Genomic DNA, 21,868 nt, shown 5'->3' on the forward strand with positions numbered 1-21,868 from the left:
TCTCGCCGACGGTGACTCGTTCTCCCCGGAGTCTGCGGGGCACGCGTCCACGAGTCGCCGTAGAGCCGGTCAGGGCGCCGCAAGATCACCCCGACGGATGCGGCTACTGAGAGTGCCGCGATGTGTCGTATGCCGGCTGCGGCGCCGTCGTGGCTGGTCGCGCAGTTCCCCGCGCCCCTTAAAAGCCTCAGCTGGTCCGAGTTCAAGGGGCGCGGGGAACTGCGCGAGCAACCCCCCCACACACCCGCACCCCGAACTCAAACCAGTAACCCCCCTCTCACACCCCCCGCCCCCACCCCCTCCTCTTAACCACCGGCCGCGCAAAACTCCCCACCCGACTCGTCCTCAACCCCAACCCCACCAACGACTCCGCCAGCTTCACCCCCGCCCCCACCCCATCCACCACCGGCAACCCCAACTTCTCCCCCACCACCCGCTGCAACCCCGTCATCCCGGCACACCCCAGCACCAACACCTCCGCCCCCGCCGCACACACCCGTTCCGCCGCCGCGAGGAACGCCGCCTCCGTGCGGGCCTCGTCGCCGCTCAGGTCGAGGACACTCAACCCCGTCCCCACCACCCCCGCGCAGTTCCGCCCCACCCCCGCCAACTCCAGGCTGTCCTCGATCTGCCCGCAGGACCGTTCCAGCGTGGTGACGACGCCGTAGCGGCGGCCCAGCAGGCAGGCCAGATGGGCGGCCGCCTCGGTGATGTCGACGACCGGTACGTCCACCAACTCCCGTACGCCTTCCCGCCCATGCTCCCCGAAGCCGGCCATGACGACGGCGTCGTACGCAGGACCCTCATACGTGCTCAGCAAGTCCATCACCGCCGCCGCCGACAAATAGCTGTCCAGCCAGCCCTCCGCCGACTCGGGACCCCACTCGGGTGTCAGGCCGATCACGGTGGTGCCCGGGCCTGCGGCGGCCCGGGTACCTCGTACGATCTCCTCGGTCATCTCCTGCGTGGTGTTGCAGTTGGTGACGACGATGCGCACGCTGGTCAGGCCTCCAGCGGCTCGGGAGCGGGCTCGGTCGCGGCTCGCTCGGTGCGGCAGATCAGTACGTACAGACCCGCACCCAGCGCCGTACCGATGAACCACGAGTACGGGGCCACGTCGCTGAACGTCTTCACCAGGGCGAGTACGCCCGCGACCGCCGCCGCCGGCAGGAACGCCGCGAGTGCCTTGGGGTTCACGCCGCCCCGGTAGTAGTAGCGGGAGCCAGGGGTCGCGTCGAACAGCGCCTGCACATCGACCCGGCCGCGCTTCACCCAGTAGTAGTCGACCATGATCACGCCGAACAGCGGGCCCAGGAAGGCGCCGAGGCCGCCGAGGAAGTAGTTGACGACCGTGGGGTTGGAGAAGAGGTTCCAGGGAGTTACGACCAGTGCCGCGACCGTGCTGATCATGCCGCCGATCTTGAACGTGATCTTCTGCGGCCAGACGTTGGCCAGGTCGTACGCCGGTGAGACGAAGTTGGCGACGATGTTGACGCCCATGGTGGCGACGGCGAACGTGAACGCGCCCAGCACCATCACCCAGGTGTTGCCGACCTTGGCGACCAACTCCGCCGGATCCGTGATGGCTTGGCCCCAGACCTCCAGCGAACCGGCCGTCACGATCACCGAAACGACCACGAACGCCGTGGAGTTGATGGGCAGACCCCAGAAGTTGCCGCGCCGGACCGTCTTGTAGTCCGGTGCGAAGCGGGAGAAGTCGCAGAAGTTGAGCATCAACGTGCCGTAGGTGGCGAGGATCAGGCCAATCGCGCCGAACCACTGCCGCCACTGCTCGCCGAACGACACCGGGTGCGGGGTGGAGGTGAGCGAGATCGACCAACCGGCCTTCGCCAGCACCCAGATGGCCAGCGCGATCATCACCAGCCAGATCGCGGGACCGCAGAAGTCCTGGAACTTCCGTACGGATTCCATGCCCTGACTGATGATCACCGCCTGGATCAGCCACAGCGACACGAAGGAGACCCAGCCGAGGGCGTCAAGTCCCAGGAAGGAGTGGTGAGTCCAGGACTCCAGGCCCGGCCAGGCCGCCAGCAGCATCACGTTGACGGCGACGGACGCGAGGTAGGTCTGGATGCCGTACCACATGATGGCGATCACGGCCCGGATGAGGGCCGGGATGTTCGCGCCCCACACGCCGAAGCTGATCCGGCTGACCACCGGGAACGGGACGCCGTGCGCCTGCCCGATCTTCCCCATCCAGTTCATGCCGACGTAGATGAGCACGAAGCCGACGAGCAGGGAGGTGAAGACCTGCCAGACGTTCATGCCGAGGACCAGCAGTCCGGCGGCGAAGGTGTAGTTGCCGAGGTTGTGGACGTCGGACATCCACATGGCGAAGAGGTCGAAGACCTTCCAGTTCCGCTTGTCGGCGGGCGCGAGGTCTTCGTTGGTGAGCCGGGGGTCGGGGACGAACGCTGGTGTGCCGGTGGCTTCGGCACTGTCGGCGAGGGACACGGGGCCTCCAGGGCAAAGGGGGACGGAGGAGGGAGAACTGGGAGAACAGCTCGGCTACCGATGTCGTTTGGTATACCAAACTGCCGTCATAGTCCTCCCGTCAACCGTTCCGACCGATGTCCCCGTTGTTAACGCTCCGTAAAACACCCCCGGAGTCGGCGAAGATAACCCCATGAGCTCCATGACAGCGAAGATCGAACCCCTCGGAGCGGTGCGCGAGCGCGTCCTGGCCACCCTGCGGCAGGACATCATCGCCGGTCGCCTCCGTCCCGGTGACCGGCTGGTGGAGCGCGAGCTGGCCGAGCGCTTCGGGGTCTCGCGGGTGCCGGTCCGTGAGGCGATCCGCGCCCTGGTCGCGGAGGGCTTCGTCCTGTTCGAGTCGGCGCGCCGGACCGTCGTACGGCGGCTGACCCCGACCGACGTCAAGGAGCTGTTCGAGCTGCGCGAGGCGCTGGAGGTGTACGCGGCCGGGCTCGCCGCGTCCCGCGCGACACCCCAAGCCCTCGCCGAACTACGGGAGTTGCTGGACAGCGCGGCCGAAGCCACCCGGTCCGACGACGCCGAGGCGATCACCGACGTCAACACCCGCTTCCACGACCGCATTCTGGCCCTCGCCGGCAACAGCCTGCTGATCTCCGTCATGGAACCGGTCGACGGCCGGCTCCGCTGGCTCACCCGGCAGAACGAGGAGTGGCCCCAACTCCTCACCGAACACCAGGAGTTGTACGAGGCGATCGCATCCGGCGACCCGGACCGCGCCCGCGCCCATGCCCTGAGCCACGTGCAGGCCAACTACCGTTCCACGGTGCGGCATCTGTTCGGGGACGCCGCACAGCCGTAGGGAGAGGGAGCGAACATGGTCAGCAGACGTGGCCTGTTGAGCGGGGCCGCGCTGGTCGGCGTCGGCGCGATGGCGGGCGTGACGCAGGGGGCGGGGGTGGCCGTGGCGGACGTGGCGCTGGACACTCCGTTCACGCCGGTCGGCACGCCGCATCTGGCGCAGGCCGAGCAACTGGTGGGATATCAGCGGCTGTTGGCGGCCGGGTATCTGGTGGACGGGTTGGCGGGGCACTGGGCGCTGGACGGCTCGGGCGCGGACCGTTCCGGGCACGAGCATCCCGTCACGCTCGGTTCCGGCTCCGGCGCGACCTGGTCGGCACTGCGCGCGGGCGGCGAGCTGAGCCTCGACGGGACGGCCGGGGCGTACGCGGCCACGGACTCCGTGCTGGACACCACCGCCCCCTTCACCGTCTCCGCGTGGGTGCGGCTGGCGAGCGACGCCGACCCGGCGACCATGTACACGGCGGTGAGCCAGGACGGCGCCACCACCAGCCGCTTCCTCCTCCAGTACGACAACACGGTCTCCACCTGGGCCTTCAAGGTCCGCAGCGAGGACCAGGCGACCAAGGTGTCCGCCGTCGCCACGTCACCGGCCGTTCGCGGCAGCTGGACCCACCTGACCGGCGTCTGGGACGGCACGCAGATCCGGCTGTACGTCGACGGGCAGCCGCAGGGCAGCGCCGCGACCACCCTGTCCTGGGCCGCGACCTCCGGCTTCTCCATCGGCCGGGCCCGCTTCGACGGCGCGCCCGTCAACCGCTTCAAGGGCGCGATCGACGACGTACGGACCTACGCCCGCGCCCTGACCGCCGACGAGATCGCCCTGATCAGCGGCCGTACGGCCCGCCTGAACAACGTCTATCGGACGGACCCGGGCGCCACCCTCACCTGGGGCACGCCCGACGACCCGGCGAGCTGGGTGGCCCGCGCCCGCTGCGCGTCCTTCGTCACCGGCGTCCTCAAGCACACCTACGGCTGGGCGAGCGACGACTACTTCCTCCAGTACTTCCAGGAGAAGGTCCCGGAGGCCGCCGACTACTGCGCCGCCTTCCTGAACGGCACCGCCGGCCCCCGCTTCCGGCGCATCCGCAAGGTCGCCGACCTCCGGCCCGGCGACATCATCGCCGTCGACTACCAGGGCAGCGACCCCGACAACACCGGCCACATCGTCATGGTCCGCGAGGTCAAGGGCGTCTTCAGCGGCACCGCCGACTTCACCGGCGAGACGCAGTACGCCGTCGAGATCGTCGACTGCACCTCCGACCCCCACGGCGTCTACGCCCTGACCAACTACCCCACGTACCCCGACACCCGCATGGTCAGCAACGTCCCCGGCGAGAACCTCCAGGGCGTCGGCATCGGCCACATGATGTTCTACGCCTCCGACACCACGGGCGAGTTCTCGCGGTACCGGTGGAGCGTCAACTCCTCGAAGAGCACCGGGACTTACGACGTGACGGTACGACCGGTGGCGGCGGCGCGAGTCGGCTGACCAACTGGGCTAGCGGCGGGCGTACTTGTCCGTCGCCGCCACCAGCGCTTCCGCGACACCGGGCGCGCTCGCGTTGTGCCCGGCCTCGTCGACGATCACCAACTCGCTGCCGGGCCAGGCGTGTTGGAGCCGCCAGGCGACACCGACGAGGTTGCCGAGGTCGAGGCTGCCCTGGACGAGGGTGCCGGGGACGCCCTTGAGGAGGGGCGCGTCCCGCAGGACGACGCCCTCCTCATTCCCCTCCCCCAGGAAGTGGTCGTTGCCGAAGTAGTGCGTGACGGTCCGGGCGAAGCACATCCTGAACTCCGGGTCCTCGTACCGGGGTTCGGAGCGCGGCGGGGCCGGGACGATCGCCGTCTCCCAGTCGGTCCAGGCGCGGGCGGCCCGCTCCCGCACCGCACGGTCGGGCGACTCGATGAGCCGGTTGTAGGCGGCGGCGAGATTGCCTTCCCGTTCAGCGGCGGGGAGTTCGGAGAGGAACGCCTCGAAGGCCTCCGGGAAGAGCTTCCCAAGTCCCCTGGTCAGCAAGGCCACTTCGGGGTTGGAACCGGTGGCGACACACGTCAGCGCCAGCTCCGACACCACCCCGGGATGCGTCTGCGCGTACCGCAGCCCGAGCACCGACCCCCACGACGCGCCCCACACCAGCCACCGTTCGATCCCCAACTCCCGCCGCAGCAGCTCCAGATCGGCGATGAGGTGGGCCGTCGTGTTCACGCTCATGTCGGTGTCGTACGCGCTCGCGTGCGGCGTGGACCGTCCACACCCGCGCTGGTCGAGCAGCACGATCCGGTAGGCGGCGGGGTCGAAGTACCGCCGGGGGTACGGGGAGCACCCCGACCCCGGTCCGCCGTGCAGCACGACGGCGGGCTTGCCGTGCGGGTTGCCGCAGGTCTCCCAGTAGACGCGGTTGCCGTCGCCGACATCGAGCATGCCGTGGTCGTACGGTTCGATCTCCGGATACAGGCCCATCCCGCGACCCTAACGTTGCTACGACCCCAGTGTCCTTGACCTCACTACGGCGTGGTCGCCAACCCCGCCGCCCCGGCCGCCGTGCGCAGCACGTCCCGCAGCATCGCGGGCGTGAGTTTGCCGGTGAAGGTGTTGCGCTGGCTGACGTGGAAGCAGCCGAAGAGGTCGAGGCCGTCGAGGGAGACCCGGGTGCCGTGCCCGAACGCGGGCCGTGGGCGCGGGACTTGCCAGCCCGCCGCCGCGAACGCGGGCAGCGCCGCCTGCCAGCCGAAGGCGCCGAGGACGATCACGGCCTTCAACGTCGGCCGCAGCAGGGTGAGTTCGTCGACGAGCCAGGGACGACAGGTGTCCCGCTCCTCCGGGGTGGGCTTGTTGGCGGGCGGGGCGCAGCGCACCGGCGAGGTGATGCGCACGCCGTACAGTTCCAGGCCGTCGTCGGCGCTCACGGCGGTCGGCTGCGAGGCGAGACCCACGTCGTAGAGGGCCTCGTACAGGACGTCACCGGAACGGTCGCCGGTGAACATGCGTCCGGTGCGGTTGGCGCCGTGCGCGGCCGGGGCGAGGCCGATGATCAGGAGCGGTGCGTCGGCGGGGCCGAAGCCGGGTACCGGCCGGCCCCAGTACGTCCAGTCGGCGAAGGCGGCGCGTTTGGTGCGGGCGACCTCCTCGCGCCAGGCGACCAGGCGGGGGCAGGCCCGGCAGCCGGTGATCCGCTGGTCGAGGTCGGACAGGTTCATGCGCCCACCGTATGCGTCCGTCTCCGTGCCGGTTCAGGTAAGCATCCCGAAGGTGAGGACCGCACCGGCTCAGGTGAGGACCGCACCGAACGCCACGAACCCGCAGATCATCAGGAACAGCAGCGCCAGCAACGGCCATACGAACCTGAGGTACTTGTCGTAGCCGACCTTCGCCAGCGCCACCCCGCCGATGGTGACGGCGGTCGTCGGCACCCAGAGGTTCATCCAGCGCGGCGAGGGCGGCCCGGTAGGCGGGCCCGCCGGTCGCGGCCTCATATCCCGGGCCGGTGTCGCCGGCGGTGACAGTGAGCGGAACGCCAAAGGGCGCAAGGGAGTTGAGGTGATCGACAAGACGCGCCTGTGCCTCGCGCGGATCCTGACGCGGATGGAAACGAAGGTTGAGCTTGGCCCGTGCGTACGGCACGACCGCCGAGGCCGCGCGATCGACGCTCGGCGCGTCCAGCCCGATGACGGTGATCGCGGGCCCGCTCCACAACCGCTCCCCGAGACTCCCGCTCCCGACGAGCGGCACCCCGTCCCGCACCCCCGCCAACTCCCGGAACTCCTCCTCCGTGTAAGCCGCCCCACCCCACTCCTCCCGCCGCAACCCCTCCACGGCCACATCCCCGTGCACGTCGTGCAACGTGGCCAGCGCCTTGACCAACACGAGCAGCGCGTCGGGCGCCGCACCCCCGAACTCCCCACTGTGGCGCGGCTCTTCAAGGGTCCGCACTTCTACGACCACCTCGGCCGCGCCGCGCAGTCCGGTGGTCAGGGTCGGGGTGCCGGGGCGCAGATTGCCGAGGTCGGCGATGACCATGGCGTCGCAGGCGAAGCGGTCGGCGTCGGTCGGCGGGTGGGTGTCGAAGGGGCTGCCGTACTCCTCCTGTCCCTCGAACACGATCTTCACGCCGACCGGCGGCCGCCCCTCGTACGCCCGCAGCATCCCGAGGTGCGCGATCACGTTCGACTTGTCGTCCGCGATACCGCGCGCCCGCAACCCGCCCTCCACGGGGTCGGTTCGAAGGGCGGCGAGTGCCACAACTCCTCGTCCCCGGGCGGCTGGACGTCGTAGTGCGAGTAGAGGAGGACGGTCGGGGCGTCGGGGCTCGGCGGCGGGATCTCCGCGAAGATCACCGGCGCGGTGTCGGGCAGATCGATCCGCTCGATGTGTTCGACACCGGCCTCGCGCAACAGCCCGACGAGCAGGTCGTGCGCCTCCCGCACCGGCTCCCCCGGAAACCCGGGAAAGGCCACGGAGGGAATCGCGGCAAGCCGCACCAGGTCGTCCCGCAGCCCGTCCATCAGCGCGTCGACCTTCGCTGCCCTGTCCTCCACGTCCGACCCCTTACTCCTTACGGCGTCCACGACCCCGATGACCTCTCATGACCTGTGCGCCCGCTGCGACCTCTCACCCTCTACGACCTCGGAAGACAGCCTCTGCGGTGCGGCATGGGGCTGCATCCGGGGTGAGCCAGCGGGGTGCCGACCGCAGACCGCGGTGGGCCCCCCGGGGTTCAGGTCGGCGACCGAAACCCGCCGGAGCCGGCCGACCGGAGGCACTAAAGTCGGGGCATGGCTTCCGAGGGAATGGACGAGACCGACCAGGACGGCGGAACCGGCACGCCCGCTCCCCCTCAGGAGCCCGCTTCCGAGCCCGACAGCGATGCCGTGGCCGCCGCGAAGGCCGCCGGTCCCGCGAACGGCGGGAGCGTCCGCGTCGACAGCTGGATCTGGTCCGTCCGTCTGGTCAAGACCCGTTCCATGGGCGCCGCCGCCTGCAAGGGCGGCCACGTCCGCGTCAACGGCGAGCGCGTGAAGCCCGCCCACTCCGTCCACGTCGGCGACGAGGTACGCCTCCGCCACGAGGGTCGCGAGCGCATCGTCATCGTGAAGCAGGTCATCCGCAAACGGGTCGGCCCGCCGGTCGCCGCCCAGTGCTACGTGGACAACTCCCCGCCGCCCCCGCCCCGCGAGGCCGTCGCCCCGGCCGGCATCCGCGACCGAGGCACCGGCCGCCCCACCAAACGCGACCGCCGCGACCTGGAACGCCTGCGCGACCTCCCCGGAGCCGGCGCCGCCGCTCCCGATTCCCACCGGGAGCGGGACCGGGACACCCGCCGCGACTCACACCGCAGCACCCACCGCGATCCGCAACGGTGACGTCCGGCCCAGGCCCCTCGGCCCACCGGACGTCACCGTCACCCTGCGCTCAGCCATAGCCATAGCCATCGCTGTAGCTGTAGCTGTAGCTGTAGCTGTAGCTGTACGGCACGGATCACGCCCGTCGTCGTAGCACCCGCAGCAACTCCGCGTTCTGCCCCCGCCGTGCCCAGGCGATCAGGGCGAGCGGGATGATCAGGATCAGCGGTGTCGCCGCGTTCTCCCCGTGGAACACGGTCATCTGCACGATGAACGCGCCCACCATCAGCGCACTGAGCGCCGTCGCCGCCACCGACTGCAGCAGCGGGACCAACAGCGCGACGGCACCGGCGAGTTCGAGCGCGCCGATGACGTACATGGCCCCGCTGCCCCAGCCGATCTTGTCGAAGGACTCCACGGCCGACGAGTTCGCGGTGAGCTTGGGCAGCGCGCTCGCGATGGCGTAGAACAGCGCGATGAGCACCTGGAGGGCGCGCAGCGCGATGCGGGCACGGCGGCCGCGAGCGGTCGCCGTCTCGGCGACGACGACCGTACGGGAGGTGGCGGAAGCGGCTGCGGCTGCGGAAGCGGCGGTCTCGGACATGAGGTTCTCCTGTGGGAAGCGGTCCGTGTTGCTGTCACAGGGGTAGACCGACCCGCGCCCTCGAACTCATCGCTGCCGTACGGGACTTCCTCCGCTAATCCGAGGCGGTCGCCGTCACCGGCACCGCCCGCACCCATATCCGGTCCGGTGTCAGATAGCTGTCCACTCTCAGTCCCGCCTCCGCCAGCGCCTCCTCGAACTGGTCCTTCGTGAGCGGCCGGGACAGGAACGTCTGGGTCCAGACCGCGTCCGGGAACACATACTCCGCACGCACCGAGTCGACCCCGTCCGCGACCGGCTCCGCCAACACCATCCGCACGGTGAAGCCACCGGGGTCGATCCGCTCGCGCGGCAGGTTCGTGTGGTAGTCCTCGCCCTCCCGCTGGATCAGCACGCAGCCGCCCGGTGCGACATGCCGCACGCAGGTCCGCAGCAGTCCGCGCCGCACCTCGGCATCCCCGGCGTGCACCAGGAACGACGCGAGCATCACCACGTCGAAGGTCTCGCCCAGATCGAGGTTCTCGATCGGGCTGCATATCGTGCGCGCGCCCTTGACCCGCTCCAGCATCTCGGCGGACTCGTCGACCGCCGTGACCGTGAACCCGCGCTCCTGGAGGGGGTGGGTCATCCGCCCCACCCCGCTGCCCAGCTCCAGGATGCGCGCGCCCGCCGGCACGGCCGCGCCGATGATGTCCGGCTCCTGGCCGATCGACAGCCGTGAGTACAGCTCCACCGCGCAGCCGTCCGGGGTGATCGCCCCGGGGCCTGTCCCCTCGTATCCCTCACGCATTTCGATTCGCATGCCCGTCCAACGGGCCGCGTCCGCACGTCCGTTCCCGACTCGCACTGGTTCACCCGTACGAGTCAATTCCCTTCAGGGAGGCAACGGTTGACAGCTGTCGGAGGTCGGAACCGAGCCGGGGATCAGAGCGGAAACCACCCGTGCCCGAGATACCAGTGACCGCCCGCCCGCAGATGGTCCCCGACGGCCCGCTCCACGGACGTACGCCGCGGCAGGCTCTCCACCGCCTGGTCGGGATGGCCGAAGACGAACTGGACGGGCTCGGTGTCGGCCGGCTCCGTGTCCTCGCGGATCACCCGGAACCGGTCCTGGAAGTGGACGATGTTGGAGTCGGCGGAGAGATACCGCTTCAACTGCGGGTCGAGCAGCCAGGAGTGGCAGGTCGCGACCTCGTGGTGTTCCTCGGGGAAGTAGCGGGCGAAGAAGGCGCGGGCCAGCTCCAGTGAGCGGTCGCACGCGGCCGGGGTGAGCGGTCCGGAGTAGTCGGGGATGTGCAGGTTCAGACAGGGCGTGTCCGGCCCGGCGTCCAGTCCGGCCGCCGTGAGCGCCTGCGCGGTGCGCTCGCCGAGCCGCGCCCGCTCGAACTGCAGCCGCCCCAGCTGGTACAGCTCGCCGCGGAAGTGCGGGACGAGCCACTGCGGGAACGGCAGTCCCGCCCCGCCGAACCGTCTGTGGTGCACCGCGATGTTGCGTCCCAGGTCGGCGAGGGTACGCCGGGAGACGTCGGCGGGGATGCCGCGTTCGCGGTGGTACGCGCGCGTGAAGGGCAGCGCGGCGACGAACACGTACACGGGGAAGTGGGCGCCGATCTCGGGCGGGGCCTCGGGCAGCCGGGCCAGGAGCAGCTCGGTGAGGTGGGTCCAGTGGCCGTGCTCCCCGATGTCCTTGACCAGTTCACCGACGCACTCCTCCAGGAGCCGCGTCGCGTCGGGGTCACGCGTCAACTCCCGGCGCAGTCGCACCAGTTCGTTGATGTCCTCATGGGGTACGGCGAGGTCGAGCAGGACCTCGGGCAGTTCGTCGGCGTCCGGCAGCACGGTGCGCTTCCCCTCCCTGTGGAGCCCTGTGGAGCCCTGTGGAGAACGTCCGAGCCGAAGAGTACGTTGAAAGAAGGAGTAGTGATCCCGATGCGTACAGGCAGTGAGCCGACGACCGCGCGCAGTCCGCTGCGGACACGGTTCTGGCTGAGCGTGTGGGGGCTCGTCTGGACGATCTTCGGCACGGTCGCGTTCGCGCTCGCCGGACGTCCCGGCTGGGCGGCGGCCTGCGCGGTGCTGTGGCTGATCGTCACGATCGACATGACCGTGATCCTCAAGCACATGCGCGAGGGCCCGCACTACCAGCCGGGCCCCGACATCCCGCCGTACCGCCCGCCGGAGCACCGCCACCCCTGACGTGCGGGAGCACGCTCTACAGGCGTGCGCCTACTCCTCGAACCGGGCCGCCTTCAGGTACTGCGGTTTGGGGTCGAGCGCGGCGGCCAGCCGGAAGTGGCGCTTGGCCTGGTCGGCGCGGCCCTGCCGTTCGTAGGTGCGGGCGAGCGCGAAGTGCGCGAAGGCGTTGTCCGGCTCGCGCTCCAGGACGATGGTGAACTCCAGCTCGGCCGGTCGCAGTTGCGCGGCCGCGAAGAAGGCACGCGCGCGCAGCAGGCGCGCGGCGGTGTTCTCCGGGTGCGCGTCGATGACGCGGTCGAGCAGCTTCACCGCGCCCCGCGGGTCCCGCGCGTCGAGCAACTGCTCGGCGGCGCGGAAGTCGATGACATGCGTTTCCGGAGTACGTCCGGTCGTTCCGCTGTTCTCGGGCACGGCAAAGTCCTTCCCTCACTCGGACGTTTCAACGCCCCGGGAAAGGGCCGCTATTCCTGAGGGGGCTGCTGGGGCACGTGGGCCCTGCGCACGAGTTCGGCCCATACGTCCCGTACGCGCCGCTCCAGCGTCTCCAGGGGTACGTCGTTGTCGATGACGATGTCGGCGATGGCGAGCCGCTTCTCGCGCGTCGCCTGGGCGGCCATACGCGCGCGTGCGTCGTCCTCGGTCATCCCCCGCAGCCGGACCAGCCGGTCGAGCTGGGTCTCGGGGCTCGCGTCGACGACGATCACCAGGTCGTAGAGCGCGGCGAGGGCGTTCTCGGCGAGGAGGGGGACGTCGTGGATCACTACGGAGTCGTCGGCCGCAGCGGCTTCGAGTTCGCGGGAGCGTCTGCCGACGAGGGGGTGGACGATCTCGTTGAGGACGGCCAGCTTCTCGGGGTCGGCGAAGACGATGGAGCCGAGCTTCGGCCGGTCCAGGGCGCCGTCCGCGCCGAGCACGTCCTCGCCGAAGGCCTCGACGACCGCCGCCAGCCCGGGAGTTCCGGGGGCGACGACCTCGCGCGCGATGCGGTCGGCGTCGATCAGCACGGCGCCGTACCCCACGAGCAGCCGTGACACTTCACTCTTACCGGCACCGATGCCCCCGGTGAGGCCGACCTTCAGCATGAACCGAAGCCTACGGCCTGTCACTGACAGGGCACGCGGTGACCGGCGGCGACCGCCCGGGACCTGTCAAACGGACAGGCCCTGGCACGCTCTAGTTGTCGCCCTCGCGCTCCGCCAGGAAGCGCTCGAATTCCTGCCCGATCTCGTCGGCCGAGGGGATCTCGACCGGCTCGGCGAGCATGTTGCCGCGGCTCTCGGCGCCCGCGGCGGCGTCGTACTGGTGCTCCAGGCCCTGGACGAGCGCCACGAGCTCCTCGTCGCCCTCCTGGATCTGGCGGTCGATCTCGGTCTGGGTGCGGTGGGCCTCGGTGCGCAGGGAGTGCGCGATGCCCGGGAGGACCAGTCCGGTGCCCGCCGTGATGGCCTCCAGGACGGTCAGGGCCGCGTCCGGGTACGGGGACCGGGCGATGTAGTGCGGGACGTGCGCGGCGACGCCCAGGACGTCGTGACCGGCCTCCATGAGGCGGTACTCGACGAGTGCCTCGGCACTGCCCGGGACCTGCGCCTCGTCGAACGGACTGCGGTGCCCGGGGACGAGGTCGTTGCGGTTGCCGTGCGGCGTGACGCCCACGGGGCGGGTGTGCGGGACGCCCATGGGGATGCCGTGGAAGTTCACGGACAGCCGGACGCCGAGCCGCTCCACGATCTGCTGGACGGCCGCGGCGAAGCGCTCCCACTCCACGTCCGGCTCGGGGCCGGAGAGGAGCAGGAAGGGGGCTCCGGTGGCGTCCTGGACCAGTCGTACGTCGAGCGTGGGCTCCTCGTACTCGGTCCAGCGGTCCCGCTTGAAGGTGAGCAGCGGGCGGCGGGCGCGGTAGTCGACGAGCCGGTCGTGGTCGAAGCTGGCCACGAGCTGGTGGGGCAACGTATCGAGCAGACGTTCGACGATCTGGTCGCCTGTCTCGCCCGCGTCGATGTATCCGTCGAAGTGGTAGAGCATGACAAGACCGGCCGACTCCTGTGCGAGCGCCATGTCGACGACTGCCAGGCCCTTCGGCTCCCATGCGTACAAACCCTGCGGATCAAGCACAGTGACCGCTCCTCCTCGTGTTCGTACTGCACAACGCCCTCCAGGGCATGGGCATTCCCGCCCATGCCCCTGATCAGGCACCTCTTACGGGCTTTTCATGCGCCGCGCCCCTGAGTCACCAGGTGGGCGTCCACGTCACGAGGACAGCACGCGCGCGTGGAGTGCGGTCACGGCCTTGCGGGCGGAGGAGAACGCGCCGTGCTGCCAGGCGTCGGTGTAGCTGAGCCAGTCGCCGGCGAAGTAGACGCGTCCGGTGGGGTCGTTGAGCGGCTTGTAGCGGACGTCGTCGGGCCCACCCGGGGTGTCGTGCCACGCGGCCTCCAGGTGGGGTGTCTGACGCCAGTGGTGGGAGAAGGACGACGCCAGTTCGCTGCGGTACTTCTCCCCGTAGATCTTCACGCCCGCGGCCACCGCCCGCTCTTCCCGCCCCTTGGGGGTGAGCTTCGCGTAGGAGTCCGCGTTGTCGTCGTAGTTGTAGTACCCGATGAGGACGCCCCGCTCACCGTGGAAACCGTAAGAAGGGTGCCAGATGTGGGTGACGTCCTGGTCGGTCTCGGTGATACCGCCGTAGATCCGGTGATCGAGCTCCCACCAACGGGACTTGTACTCCAGGCCGATCTTCGCGGCGGACGACGGGGTGATCGCCTCCAGCGCGGTCTGGACGCCGCTGCCGAGGTTGTGCGGGATCTTGGCGAGGATGTTGGGCGGCAGGGCACCCACGCAGTAGTCGGCCTCGACCACCTTCGTCCGGCCGCCCTGGGTGTAAGTGACCGAAACGCCACTCCCCTTGTCGGTGATTTTCGAGACGACCGCCCCGGTACGGATGCGGTGCGCGCCGATCGCCCGGGTGAGGGCCTTCGGGATCTGGTCCATGCCGCCGACCGGCTGGAACATCAACATGGCCTGGTCGAAGCCGAATTCGAAGGAGAAGTAGCGGCCGACACCACTGGCGAGGACCTCGGAAGCGGTGGGTACGTCCCCGAGCAGCACACCAGGAGTACCCGCGGCGGCCGGAATGGTCGAGTACCCGCGGAAGTCACCGCCCTCATAGGTCAGTTTGTCCCCGAGCTCTCCCCACCCCTTGAGGAACTCGACGAGCCGCTCCTGGTCGGTGGCGGTCAACTCCTTGTCCAGGGCTCCCTTGTCGGTGGCCTTGGCGAGCAACTCCGAGACGTAGCCGTAGACATCCGCCTTGGCGGTACGGTAGCGCTCGGGCTTGGTCATGCCGCTGGACTCGTTGTAGATGTACGCGTCCGCGTTGACGTTGGTGAACACCTGGATGGGGACGCCGAGTTCACGGCAGTAGTCGAGGGTGACCATCCACTGCGGGATCCGCGCGGGCCCGCAGTTCATGTAGTGCCCGTCGGCGAAACGGGCGGTCTGCCGGTTGCCGTAGAGGTCGGTCGTCGTGTCCCCGCCGCGGACGGTGAAGTTACGGCCGCCGGTACGGTCCCTGGCCTCCAGGATCGTGCAGTCGTAGCCGGCCTTGCCGAGTTCGTACGCCGTGGTCAGTCCGGCGATGCCACCGCCGACGATGACGACCTTCGCCGCGCCGCGTCCGGTGAGATGGAAGTCGCCGGCGCTCAGCGCACGAAAGGGCTGCTCCCGCTGAGCGGCCTGCGCGGTGGGAGCGAGCCCGAGGGCCCCCATGGTGGCGAACATCGTGCCCGCGCCACCGGTGAGACCCACGTTCCGCAGAAAAGCACGACGGCTCTGGTTACTTGCCAAGGTCCGGCTCCCTTTCTCCGATCATGAATGACCGAGGCAGGGTCCCAACGACCGGTTACGGCACGGCAGTTACTGATGTATCCCGCACGTTTCTACAAGGCCGAGGAAAGCGCCCCTTCAGCGGCGCGTCCCGAAGGGGCGCGGGGAACTGCGCGACCAGCCACATACGGCCCGCACCCGAAACACGACTGAGGGACCGTACCCCGAAAGGTACGGCCCCTCAGTCAAGAGCTACAGCTCAGTGGGCGTTCAGCTCTGCCCACCCGCCAGCTTCTCACGCAGCGCGGCAAGCGCCTCGTCCGAAGCCAGGGCACCAGACGTGTCCGCACCCTCGGAGGAGTACGAACCGCCGCCGCCACCACCGGCCGCGGCCGGAGCCGCACCCGCCGTGTCGACACCCTCGGCCGCCGCCTGGGCGTCGGCCTCGCGGGACTTGATGACCTGCGCCTGGTGCTGCTCGAAGCGCTGCTGCGCCTCGGCGTACTGGGTCTCCCACACCTCGCGCTGAGCCTCGAAGCCCTCGAGCCAGTCGTTGGTCTCGGGGTCGAAGCCCTCGGGGTAGATGTAGTTGCCCTGGTCGTCGTACGACGCGGCCATGCCGTACAGCGTCGGGTCGAAGTCGACCGTGGCCGGGTCGGCACCGAAGGCCTCGTTGGCCTGCTTCAGCGAGAGGCTGATGCGACGGCGCTCAAGGTCGATGTCGATGACCTTGACGAAGATCTCGTCGTTGACCTGGACGACCTGCTCCGGGATCTCCACGTGGCGCTCGGCCAGCTCGGAGATGTGCACCAGACCCTCGATGCCCTCGTCCACGCGGACGAACGCACCGAACGGAACCAGCTTCGTGACCTTTCCGGGCACGACCTGGCCGATCTGGTGGGTGCGGGCGAACTGCTGCCACGGGTCTTCCTGGGTCGCCTTCAGCGACAGGGAGACGCGCTCGCGGTCCATGTCGACGTCGAGGACCTCGACGGTGACTTCCTGGCCGACCTCGACAACCTCGGAGGGGTGGTCGATGTGCTTCCAGGACAGCTCGGAGACGTGGACCAGACCGTCGACGCCACCCAGGTCCACGAAGGCACCGAAGTTGACGATCGAGGAGACCACGCCGGAGCGGACCTGACCCTTCTGGAGGGTCGTGAGGAAGGTCTGGCGGACCTCGGACTGGGTCTGCTCCAGCCAGGCACGGCGGGACAGGACCACGTTGTTGCGGTTCTTGTCCAGCTCGATGATCTTGGCCTCGAGCTCCTTGCCCACGTAGGGCTGGAGGTCGCGGACACGGCGCATCTCGACGAGAGAAGCCGGCAGGAAGCCACGGAGGCCGATGTCGAGGATGAGTCCACCCTTGACGACCTCGATGACGGTACCGGTGACGATGCCGTCCTCTTCCTTGATCTTCTCGATGGTGCCCCAGGCGCGCTCGTACTGGGCGCGCTTCTTCGAGAGGATCAGGCGGCCTTCCTTGTCCTCCTTCTGGAGAACAAGGGCTTCGATCTCGTCGCCGACCTTGACGACCTCGTTCGGGTCGACGTCGTGCTTGATCGAGAGCTCGCGGCTCGGGATGACACCTTCGGTCTTGTAACCGATGTCGAGCAGGACCTCGTCCCGGTCGACCTTCACGATGACGCCGTCGACGATGTCGCCGTCGTTGAAGTACTTGATCGTCTCGTCGATCGCGGCGAGGAAGGCTTCCTCGTTACCGATGTCGTTGACCGCTACCTGCGGGGTGGTGGCGGTGGTCTCGGTGCTGCTCGTCATGTGGGAAAGGGCTCCGGTACGGACATTGAAGTCGTAGGTACTGCTCACGCCGAGAGCCTTTTTCGCTTCGCTCTGCAGAAGGCCGGACAGCCAAGGAAGCGCCGATCCGGAACACCAGGTGTCCGGTGGCGCCTCGAAAACCGAGGGGACATACATACAGATGCGAGCGCAACCTGCTACGTCTGAGGTGCGCAGGCCCGCAGCGCAACTTGTAGCATACGGGGGCAGCCAGGCAGGGTCAATGCGCGAAGGCGCACACCCGGGGCGGATCGCCGCATACCCGGCACAAAACGTGTCCCGCGAGGCCACGCAGGCCTGAACCACCCCTTCAGTGACGCCGCCGGGGACAGCCGCACCGTAGAGGTGACGGAAGAGTACGACGAGGGAGCCGATCATCCAAGAGCCCGATGCGTTCGAGCCGGAAGCCACCCGGCGTGATGCCGACATCACCGAGAGTTCCCGGGCCAACCGGGGCTGGTGGGACCGGAACGCGGACGACTACCAGGTCGAACACGGCACGTTCCTCGGCGACGACCGCTTCGTGTGGGGCCCCGAGGGCCTCGACGAGGTGGAGGCCGAACTGCTCGGCCCGCCCGAGGAGCTGAAGGGCAAGGACGTCCTGGAGATCGGCGCCGGCGCGGCCCAGTGCTCGCGCTGGCTGATCGCCCAGGGTGCCCGCCCGGTGGCCCTGGACCTCTCCCACCGCCAGCTCCAGCACGCGCTGCGGATCGGCGGATCGTTCCCTCTGGTGTGCGCCGACGCCGGCGCGCTGCCCTTCGCGGACGAGTCCTTCGACCTGGCCTGCTCGGCGTACGGGGCGCTGCCGTTCGTCGCCGACCCGGTGCTGGTGCTGCGCGAGGTGCGCCGGGTGTTGCGGCCCGGCGGCCGGTTCGTCTTCTCGACCACGCACCCGATCCGCTGGGCGTTCCCCGACGAGCCGGGCCCCGAGGGACTGACCGTCTCCGCCTCGTACTTCGACCGCACTCCGTACGTCGAACAGGACGACGACGGCCGCGCGGTCTACGTGGAGCACCACCGCACCCTCGGCGACCGCGTCCGGGACATCGTGGCGGCGAACCTGCGCCTGGTGGACCTGGTCGAGCCGGAGTGGCCCTCCTGGAACACCGCCGAGTGGGGCGGCTGGTCGCCCCTGCGCGGCAACCTCATCCCCGGGACGACGATCTTCGTGTGCGAACGCGACCGGTAGGAGAACCCCTGAGGGACTGAACAGAACGCGGGCACGCGCGCGTAGAGGTCGTTTCGCACGGCGTACGACACTGGGGTCGTGATCCGCTACGACGCCCTCGACGCGCTGCCCGTCCGCAGTGCCCTGCCCGGACTCGACGCCGCCCTGGAGGCGGGCGGTGCCGCCGTGCTCGTCGCGCCGCCCGGCACCGGCAAGACGACGCTGGTGCCGCTCGCGCTGGCCGGGCTGCTCGGCAAGGAGAACGAGGGGCCCGCGAGGCGGGTGGTCGTCGCCGAGCCGCGGCGGATCGCGGCGCGGGCGGCGGCCCGGCGCATGGCGTGGCTGCTGGGCGAGAAGGTCGGCGAGAGCGTCGGCTACACCGTGCGCGGCGAGCGGGTCGTCGGGCGGCACGCACGCGTGGAGGTCGTCACGACCGGTGTGCTGCTCCAACGGCTGCAACGGGACCAGGAGTTGGCGAGCGTCGACGCCGTGATCCTGGACGAATGCCACGAACGGCACCTGGACGCGGACACGGTGGCCGCCTTCCTGGTCGACGTACGCGAGGCGCTGCGGCCCGAGTTGCGGCTCGTCGCGGCGTCCGCGACCACCGACGCACAGGGCTGGTCCCGATTGTTGGGCGATGCGCCGGTGGTCGAGGCGGAGGGTGTCGCGTACCCGGTGGAGGTCCTCTGGACGCCTCCGCCACGTCCCGTACGGCCGCCGCACGGGATGCGCGTGGACCCGGCGCTGCTCACGCACGTGGCGTCGACGATACGGCGGGCGCTGGGCGAGCGGGACGGCGACGTGCTGTGCTTTCTGCCGGGCGTGGGGGAAATCGCGCGCGTGGCAGGGCAGTTGGGCGACCTGGGCGGGGTCGAGGTGCTCCAGGTGCACGGGCGGGCACCGGCCGCCGTACAGGACGCGGTGCTGTCCCCCGGCGCACGGCGGCGGGTGGTGCTCGCTACGTCCGTGGCGGAGTCGTCGTTGACGGTTCCCGGTGTACGGGTGGTCGTCGACTCCGGGTTGGCGCGGGAGCCGCGGGTCGATCACGCGCGCGGGCTGAGCGCGTTGGCGACGGTACGGGCGTCGCAGGCGGCCGGGCGGCAGCGGGCGGGGCGGGCCGGGCGTGAGGCGCCGGGCGCGGTGTACCGGTGTTGGGCCGAGGCCGAGGATTCCCGTCTGCCGCGTTTTCCGGCGCCGGAGATCAAGGTGGCCGATCTGACGGCGTTCGCGCTTCAGGTGGCGTGCTGGGGGGATCCAGGGGCGTCGGGGCTGGCGTTGCTGGACGCGCCGCCCGCCGGGGCGATGGCTGCGGCTCAGGGTGTGTTGGCGGCGGTGGGCGCCGTCGACTCGGGTGGGCGGGCTACGTCACGGGGTGTGCAGTTGGCTCGGCTCGGGCTGCATCCCCGGCTGGGGCGGGCCCTGTTGGACTCGGGTCCGGCCGGCGCCGAGGTTGTCGCGCTGCTGAGCGAGGAGGCGCCGCGGGCTTACGGGGATGATCTCGCCGGGGCTTTGCGGAGTGCTCGGCGTGGAGGGGACGCCTATGCCGGGCGGTGGCGTGCGGAAGTTCGGCGGCTGCGGGCCGTGAGGGCAGAAATCTCCCGCCCATCCACCCGTTACGGCCCTCAAGAAGTCGACGTCACAAGCGATGACCGTGCCGTCGGACTCGTCGCCGCCCTCGCCTACCCCGAACGCGTCGCCAAAGCCGACGGCGGTTCCTACCTCCTCGTCTCAGGAACCCGTGCCGAAGTAGGCGAAGCCAGTGCCCTGCGCGGGGCGCCCTGGATCGCTGTCGCCGTGGCCGATCGCCCCATCGGCAAGGGGCACGCGCGTGTGCAGCTCGGGGCCGCCGTCGACGAGGACATCGCCAGGTTCGCGGCCGGGGCGCTGCTCAGTGCGGCGGACGAGGTCCACTGGGCCGGCGGCGACGTGGTGGCCCGGCGCGTGGAGCGGCTCGGGGCAGTCGAGTTGACGGTGCGGCCGCTGAAGGACGCCGACCCCGTTGCCGTACGGGATGCGCTTGCCGATGGGCTGCGGCAGGAAGGGTTCGGGCTGTTGCGGTGGTCCGACGATGCTCAAGTGCTGCGGCAGCGGCTGGCGTTCCTGCATCTGAATGTCGGGGAGCCTTGGCCCGATGTGTCCGACGAGGCGCTCCACGCGCGCGTGGAGGAGTGGTTGGAGCCGGAGTTGGGGCGGGCTCGGCGGCGCGGGGATCTGGGGCGGATCGACGCGGGGCAGGGGTTGCGGCGGTTGTTGCCGTGGGCCTCGGGGGATGCGGGGCGGTTGGACGAGTTGGCTCCGGAGCGGTTCCTCGTGCCGAGTGGGTCCAGGATCCGGATCGACTACGGGAATCCCGAACAGCCCGTGCTCGCCGTGAAGTTGCAGGAGATGTTCGGGCTGCACGAGTCGCCGACCGTCGCCGGGGTGCCGGTGCTCGTGCATCTCCTCTCCCCCGCCGGGCGGCCCGCCGCCGTCACCGCCGATCTCGCGTCCTTCTGGAAGGACGGCTACAGGGGCGTGCGGGCCGAGTTGCGGGGGCGGTATCCGAAGCATCCGTGGCCGGAGGACCCTGCCGCCGCCGAGGCCACGCGGTTCACGAACGCGCGGCTCAGGCGGTGACCGGTTCCGGTTCGTGGACTTCGGTGGGGGCCGGGTCTCCGGGGCGCCTGCTGCGGGCCTCCAGGTAGAGGGAGAGCGCCAGCAGGAGGAGGCCGAGGGTCAGGAAGCCCCAGGGAAGGTAGGAGACCATCAGCAGGACGAGCGTGCGGTTGGACTTCACCAGGGCGACGGTGTGCTTGATGTAGTCCTCGCGCATCTTCACGTCACCGGCGAACGCCGTCACCTTGTCCCGGCCCCCCAGGAGGGTGCCGCCACGCAGCTCCTCCTTGTGGATCTCCTCGCCGTAGACCGGTGCCCCGGTGACCGGTTCGACCCAGAACTTGCGGACCGTGGTGTACCAGCGGGTGGTGCCCGTCTTGGCGACGGACTCCGGGGTGATGCCCTTCACGGGCATCGTCTTCGGGAAGGGGACCTTGGTCCAGGGGATGGTCTGCTCGAAGTAGTAGACCTTGACGCCGCGGAAGTTCTCGGTGCCCTTGTAGTGGATGGGGTTGGTGGTGCGGGTCTGCGCGTCGAAGTACTCGTAGTCCCGTTTCTGCGTCAGGAACGGCCACTTGAACTCGATGCCGTCCCGTTTCACCGGGTCGCCGTCGACCATCTCGCCGGTGGCGTGGACGGGGTCCTGGGTGTGCGCGTCGAAGATGTAGCGCTCGGGGATGGAGGAGACCATCTTGCCGTCGGGGCCCTGGACGTAGGACAGGCCGTCCCAGACGACGACGTCCCGGCCGGCTGTCTTGTCGATCTTCTTCGCGGCCTCCACGTTGCCCTTGAGGGTCTGCACGATGGTGACCTTGGGGACCGTCTTGGCCTGCATGGTGCCGTAGTCGAGGAGGGTGGCGTTCTTCGCCTCCAGGACCATGTCCTGGTACTGGTTCGCCGAGATCTTGGCCAGGCGCGGGAAGGCGTACCAGCGCAGCAGCGGGGACAGCGCGGTGAAGAACACGGCGAGGGCGAGCAGGATCAGGCTGGCCTTGCGGCGCATCTCGGCCTCCATCCCAGGGAGTTAA

Annotated in this window: 20 protein-coding genes and 2 pseudogenes; 6 read left to right on the top strand and 16 right to left on the bottom strand. The window is 69.8% G+C overall.

The annotated features are described in order from the left end of the window. Positions 1 to 277: 277 nt before the first annotated feature. Together ACIBK4_RS08640 and ACIBK4_RS08645 are read right to left on the bottom strand one after the other, a co-directional pair. Positions 278 to 997, bottom strand: coding sequence for an aspartate/glutamate racemase family protein (locus ACIBK4_RS08640; RefSeq protein WP_398993448.1), 720 nt, complete (start codon positions 995 to 997; stop codon positions 278 to 280). Between the two features lie 5 nt (positions 998 to 1,002). Continuing rightward, entirely contained in the window at positions 1,003 to 2,475 is a 1,473-nt protein-coding gene (locus ACIBK4_RS08645; RefSeq protein ID WP_398993450.1) for an NCS1 family nucleobase:cation symporter-1, read from the bottom strand. 172 nt (positions 2,476 to 2,647) lie between these two features. Here ACIBK4_RS08645 and ACIBK4_RS08650 point away from each other — a divergent pair, with 172 nt between their 5' ends. Continuing rightward, positions 2,648 to 3,316: a GntR family transcriptional regulator gene (locus ACIBK4_RS08650; protein ID WP_398993452.1), complete on the top strand. Its 669-nt coding sequence runs from the start codon at positions 2,648 to 2,650 to the stop codon at positions 3,314 to 3,316. A gap of 15 nt (positions 3,317 to 3,331) precedes the next feature. Beyond that, a complete protein-coding gene (locus ACIBK4_RS08655; RefSeq protein ID WP_398993454.1) occupies positions 3,332 to 4,807 on the top strand; it encodes a LamG domain-containing protein in 1,476 nt (491 codons plus the stop codon). Positions 4,808 to 4,816: 9 nt separating this feature from the next. On the opposite strand, the gene pip is transcribed toward ACIBK4_RS08655, so the two are convergent. The 5 genes and pseudogenes from pip to ACIBK4_RS08680 all read right to left on the bottom strand — a co-directional run bounded on the left by pip (position 4,817) and on the right by ACIBK4_RS08680 (position 7,854). Then, a complete protein-coding gene (pip, locus tag ACIBK4_RS08660; RefSeq protein ID WP_398993456.1) occupies positions 4,817 to 5,779 on the bottom strand; it encodes a prolyl aminopeptidase in 963 nt (320 codons plus the stop codon). Between the two features lie 44 nt (positions 5,780 to 5,823). After that, entirely contained in the window at positions 5,824 to 6,516 is a 693-nt protein-coding gene (locus ACIBK4_RS08665) for a uracil-DNA glycosylase (protein WP_398993458.1), read from the bottom strand. Positions 6,517 to 6,585: 69 nt separating this feature from the next. Continuing rightward, positions 6,586 to 6,744: pseudogene (locus tag ACIBK4_RS08670) on the bottom strand (YfcC family protein); the annotation flags it as partial. Between the two features lie 142 nt (positions 6,745 to 6,886). Continuing rightward, positions 6,887 to 7,558: pseudogene (locus ACIBK4_RS08675) on the bottom strand (M20/M25/M40 family metallo-hydrolase); the annotation flags it as partial. After that, positions 7,477 to 7,854: a hypothetical protein gene (locus tag ACIBK4_RS08680; RefSeq protein ID WP_398993461.1), complete on the bottom strand. Its 378-nt coding sequence runs from the start codon at positions 7,852 to 7,854 to the stop codon at positions 7,477 to 7,479. The pseudogene ACIBK4_RS08675 and the gene ACIBK4_RS08680, both read right to left, overlap by 82 nt. 237 nt (positions 7,855 to 8,091) lie before the next feature. On the opposite strand from ACIBK4_RS08680, the gene ACIBK4_RS08685 reads away from it, so the two are divergent. Continuing rightward, the gene (locus tag ACIBK4_RS08685) at positions 8,092 to 8,679 is read left to right on the top strand and encodes an RNA-binding S4 domain-containing protein (RefSeq protein ID WP_398993463.1); all 588 of its coding nucleotides are present in this window, start codon (positions 8,092 to 8,094) and stop codon (positions 8,677 to 8,679) included. A gap of 115 nt (positions 8,680 to 8,794) precedes the next feature. Here the strand turns inward: ACIBK4_RS08685 and ACIBK4_RS08690 are convergent, their stop codons facing one another. The 3 genes from ACIBK4_RS08690 to ACIBK4_RS08700 form a co-directional block, all read right to left on the bottom strand. Next, on the bottom strand, positions 8,795 to 9,262 hold the full coding sequence (locus ACIBK4_RS08690) for a DoxX family protein (RefSeq protein WP_398993465.1): 468 nt from the start codon (positions 9,260 to 9,262) through the stop codon (positions 8,795 to 8,797). 94 nt (positions 9,263 to 9,356) lie between these two features. Beyond that, the gene (locus tag ACIBK4_RS08695; RefSeq protein WP_398993467.1) at positions 9,357 to 10,052 is read right to left on the bottom strand and encodes a class I SAM-dependent methyltransferase; all 696 of its coding nucleotides are present in this window, start codon (positions 10,050 to 10,052) and stop codon (positions 9,357 to 9,359) included. Positions 10,053 to 10,186: 134 nt separating this feature from the next. After that, positions 10,187 to 11,101: an acyltransferase domain-containing protein gene (locus ACIBK4_RS08700; RefSeq protein ID WP_398993470.1), complete on the bottom strand. Its 915-nt coding sequence runs from the start codon at positions 11,099 to 11,101 to the stop codon at positions 10,187 to 10,189. Positions 11,102 to 11,191: 90 nt separating this feature from the next. Between ACIBK4_RS08700 and ACIBK4_RS08705 the strand changes: the two genes are divergently transcribed. After that, positions 11,192 to 11,458: a DUF6343 family protein gene (locus tag ACIBK4_RS08705; RefSeq protein WP_398993472.1), complete on the top strand. Its 267-nt coding sequence runs from the start codon at positions 11,192 to 11,194 to the stop codon at positions 11,456 to 11,458. Positions 11,459 to 11,488: 30 nt separating this feature from the next. On the opposite strand, the gene ACIBK4_RS08710 is transcribed toward ACIBK4_RS08705, so the two are convergent. The 5 genes from ACIBK4_RS08710 to rpsA all read right to left on the bottom strand — a co-directional run bounded on the left by ACIBK4_RS08710 (position 11,489) and on the right by rpsA (position 17,056). After that, positions 11,489 to 11,869: a tetratricopeptide repeat protein gene (locus ACIBK4_RS08710; RefSeq protein WP_033287221.1), complete on the bottom strand. Its 381-nt coding sequence runs from the start codon at positions 11,867 to 11,869 to the stop codon at positions 11,489 to 11,491. 50 nt (positions 11,870 to 11,919) lie between these two features. Next, positions 11,920 to 12,540 (bottom strand): dephospho-CoA kinase, encoded by a 621-nt coding sequence (gene coaE / locus ACIBK4_RS08715; protein ID WP_398993474.1) that lies wholly within the window; start codon positions 12,538 to 12,540, stop codon positions 11,920 to 11,922. Positions 12,541 to 12,631: 91 nt separating this feature from the next. After that, positions 12,632 to 13,570 (bottom strand): PAC2 family protein, encoded by a 939-nt coding sequence (locus ACIBK4_RS08720; protein WP_329555502.1) that lies wholly within the window; start codon positions 13,568 to 13,570, stop codon positions 12,632 to 12,634. Between the two features lie 135 nt (positions 13,571 to 13,705). Continuing rightward, the gene (locus ACIBK4_RS08725) at positions 13,706 to 15,232 is read right to left on the bottom strand and encodes a flavin monoamine oxidase family protein (RefSeq protein WP_398994378.1); all 1,527 of its coding nucleotides are present in this window, start codon (positions 15,230 to 15,232) and stop codon (positions 13,706 to 13,708) included. Between the two features lie 315 nt (positions 15,233 to 15,547). Beyond that, positions 15,548 to 17,056 carry a 30S ribosomal protein S1 gene (gene rpsA / locus ACIBK4_RS08730; RefSeq protein WP_318021611.1) on the bottom strand — a complete coding sequence of 503 codons (1,509 nt, stop codon included), beginning with the start codon at positions 17,054 to 17,056 and terminating at the stop codon, positions 15,548 to 15,550. Between the two features lie 391 nt (positions 17,057 to 17,447). On the opposite strand from rpsA, the gene ACIBK4_RS08735 reads away from it, so the two are divergent. After that, positions 17,448 to 18,263 (top strand): class I SAM-dependent methyltransferase, encoded by an 816-nt coding sequence (locus ACIBK4_RS08735; protein ID WP_398994380.1) that lies wholly within the window; start codon positions 17,448 to 17,450, stop codon positions 18,261 to 18,263. A gap of 78 nt (positions 18,264 to 18,341) precedes the next feature. Next, positions 18,342 to 20,861 carry an ATP-dependent helicase HrpB gene (gene hrpB, locus ACIBK4_RS08740; RefSeq protein WP_398993477.1) on the top strand — a complete coding sequence of 840 codons (2,520 nt, stop codon included), beginning with the start codon at positions 18,342 to 18,344 and terminating at the stop codon, positions 20,859 to 20,861. Here the strand turns inward: hrpB and ACIBK4_RS08745 are convergent. After that, a complete protein-coding gene (locus ACIBK4_RS08745) occupies positions 20,851 to 21,843 on the bottom strand; it encodes a DUF3068 domain-containing protein (RefSeq protein ID WP_398993479.1) in 993 nt (330 codons plus the stop codon). The two genes, hrpB and ACIBK4_RS08745, sit on opposite strands and share 11 nt — an antisense overlap. Positions 21,844 to 21,868: the final 25 nt, after the last annotated feature.

It is taken from the genome of Streptomyces sp. NPDC050528, from assembly GCF_044457795.1.
In the GTDB taxonomy this organism is placed as follows: Bacteria; Actinomycetota; Actinomycetes; order Streptomycetales; family Streptomycetaceae; genus Streptomyces.

Bases quoted from the DNA above. Each gene is read 5' to 3' on its own strand.
- ACIBK4_RS08650 (WP_398993452.1), top strand. From the start codon at position 2,648: ATGAGCTCCATGACAGCGAAGATCGAACCCCTCGGAGCGGTGCGCGAG.
- ACIBK4_RS08655 (WP_398993454.1), top strand. From the start codon at position 3,332: ATGGTCAGCAGACGTGGCCTGTTGAGCGGGGCCGCGCTGGTCGGCGTC.
- pip (WP_398993456.1), bottom strand. From the start codon at position 5,779: ATGGGCCTGTATCCGGAGATCGAACCGTACGACCACGGCATGCTCGAT.
- ACIBK4_RS08665 (WP_398993458.1), bottom strand. From the start codon at position 6,516: ATGAACCTGTCCGACCTCGACCAGCGGATCACCGGCTGCCGGGCCTGC.
- ACIBK4_RS08685 (WP_398993463.1), top strand. From the start codon at position 8,092: ATGGCTTCCGAGGGAATGGACGAGACCGACCAGGACGGCGGAACCGGC.
- ACIBK4_RS08690 (WP_398993465.1), bottom strand. From the start codon at position 9,262: ATGTCCGAGACCGCCGCTTCCGCAGCCGCAGCCGCTTCCGCCACCTCC.
- ACIBK4_RS08695 (WP_398993467.1), bottom strand. From the start codon at position 10,052: ATGCGTGAGGGATACGAGGGGACAGGCCCCGGGGCGATCACCCCGGAC.
- ACIBK4_RS08705 (WP_398993472.1), top strand. From the start codon at position 11,192: ATGCGTACAGGCAGTGAGCCGACGACCGCGCGCAGTCCGCTGCGGACA.
- coaE (WP_398993474.1), bottom strand. From the start codon at position 12,540: ATGCTGAAGGTCGGCCTCACCGGGGGCATCGGTGCCGGTAAGAGTGAA.
- ACIBK4_RS08725 (WP_398994378.1), bottom strand. From the start codon at position 15,232: ATGTTCGCCACCATGGGGGCCCTCGGGCTCGCTCCCACCGCGCAGGCC.
- rpsA (WP_318021611.1), bottom strand. From the start codon at position 17,056: ATGACGAGCAGCACCGAGACCACCGCCACCACCCCGCAGGTAGCGGTC.
- ACIBK4_RS08745 (WP_398993479.1), bottom strand. From the start codon at position 21,843: ATGCGCCGCAAGGCCAGCCTGATCCTGCTCGCCCTCGCCGTGTTCTTC.